At 63.4% G+C, this 1,898-nt stretch carries 2 protein-coding genes; both read left to right on the top strand.

Going from position 1 to position 1,898, the window contains the following annotated elements:
- Positions 1 to 451 precede the first annotated feature (451 nt).
- Positions 452 to 871 carry a hypothetical protein gene (locus OC184_RS20015; protein WP_265508933.1) on the top strand — a complete coding sequence of 140 codons (420 nt, stop codon included), beginning with the start codon at positions 452 to 454 and terminating at the stop codon, positions 869 to 871.
- Positions 872 to 985: 114 nt separating this feature from the next.
- On the top strand, positions 986 to 1,399 hold the full coding sequence (locus OC184_RS20010) for a GlcG/HbpS family heme-binding protein (RefSeq protein WP_265508934.1): 414 nt from the start codon (positions 986 to 988) through the stop codon (positions 1,397 to 1,399).
- The last annotated feature ends 499 nt before the right edge of the window (positions 1,400 to 1,898 follow it).

Below are 1,898 nucleotides of genomic sequence, written 5' to 3'. Positions count from 1 at the left end.
GGGCCAATGCGCCATGGCACGCGCCAGCTCTATGGTAAGCGCGCGCGCCATGGCGCCGGCCATCGTCACCTGGCCTGATTTTACGCCGCCGCGTGGCCGGGTTTTGCACCGCCGTTGACAAGCTGGGGTGGAGGGGCATCGGCATCGAGATCGATCCGGTCTATGCTGAAACCGCACGGCAGCGGATCGCCGCGGTGGGCTGAACGCGTGCTCGGATTTTCGGAAAGACGGCTTGCGACGACGCGTGGCGCTCAGCTCTCTGGGCTGGCGAACCCGTCTCGCAGACGTGCCGCATGACCCTCGGTGGCACTGTCGTCAGGACCGTCATCGGTGTCGTGGATCCGGGGCGACTGAGGGGGCAGCGAAGCTTTATGGAAATTGTTGTGCATCGGGCCAAGGATGCGCAAAAGGCACCTGCCGCCAATCCTGTCCGAAGCCTCGATGAACTGAAATGAGCCAGAGCCTTGATCGTCCGGAATCGGACGCACGGCGCCGCCGCGTGCTGCGCCGGCGAATTCTAAGCCGGGTGGCGATGATTGAAGAGGTTGAGGCACGCCAGATGCTGGGTGTGCCGCCTGAGGCTACAGAACCCTTGGCTCCAGGACTGATCCAGTTGCTACGGTTTCGGGTGTCCGGGGTATGGAGATATCCGTCCTTCCAGTTCGACTTGAGCAATCACCGTGTCCACCTCGACTTCGTTCCAGTCATTGCTGCGGCCAGAGCGGCAGGGTGGAGCGACTACCGATTACTGAACTGGATGATGCGCTCACATCTCGACTTCGACGAGCTTCCGGCTGACGCACTTCGTGTTCGCGGCAACGATGTGCTGATGGCGTTTCTCAGAGAAAGCGAGACAGAGTGCCATGGCTAGATTGGCGCGCCACGCTCCGGGCATTGACGCGGCAGAACGGATCTGTTGGCTAGAGGCACCAGCTTCCGGCCTGACGTTTCGGCACGACCCAATAAAGGATACGCTATGTAGACCATCCGCCGACTGGACCTTGACGACGCGCGGCGCCTCATCGCCGGTGCGTCGGCGCATGCCCGAGAGATAGGCGTCCCCATGTGCATCGCGGTCACGGATGAAGCTGGCCAGTTGATCGCCTTCGAACGGATGGAGGGCGGCAAGGTCACCTCGACGACGATCGCGATCGACAAGGCCGTCACGGCAGCGGCGGCAAAGAAGGCGACCCATGACTACGGCACCGCAAGCCAGCCGGGTGCGCCGGCCTACGGCATCAACTCCGCCATCGGCGGACGGCTGATGGTTGTGGCGGGCGGCCTCCCGGGGCTCTTCGAGGGCGAGGTGGTCGGCGGCATCGGCGTTTCCTCCGGCACGCCAACGCGAGACCAAGCCGTCGCCGAGGCCGGCATCAAGCACTGGCGCAGTCACGACTGAGCGCGCCTCACAGATGGCGCAGTTGGCCCACTACGTCATCGTTCCTGCAACGGCACCATCACCGCCTCGGCCCTGCCGCCCGCGGAGGTGTCTGAATGACAAGTTCACGGCCGAATTCCTCGAGGCCGGCACTGGGGCTGCGTGAAATAGTGTTTGATGCGCGCCCCCGCAACCAACGAAATCTGACAAGCAGACAACAAAGCGCACTTTGGGGCGCTTTTTGTCGTTCTCCCCACAAAACGGAAGATCCGGGACGCCTCGCCCCGGATCTCGATCGCAATCCCATCCAGCGCTCAGGATCGCCCCAGATCCGCACCTCGCCGAGGAACTGCCGGAGCAGGGCGTTCGCGGCGATCATATGGTCGCTGCCGGTCAGCAGTGACGTTGCCCCCAACTTTTATCCAGCGTGAGCGAGACTCCGGGTTTGGTTTTTGCCTGTTTGGGCGGGTTGGGCAACGGGGGCTGGCGCGGAGCTTTGTGGGTTGCGCAGCGTCAGGCC

Origin of the sequence: Paracoccus rhizosphaerae (assembly GCF_026162645.1) — a bacterium.
In the GTDB taxonomy this organism is placed as follows: Bacteria; Pseudomonadota; Alphaproteobacteria; order Rhodobacterales; family Rhodobacteraceae; genus Paracoccus; species Paracoccus rhizosphaerae.
This window is presented reverse-complemented; position numbering and strand designations above follow the sequence as displayed.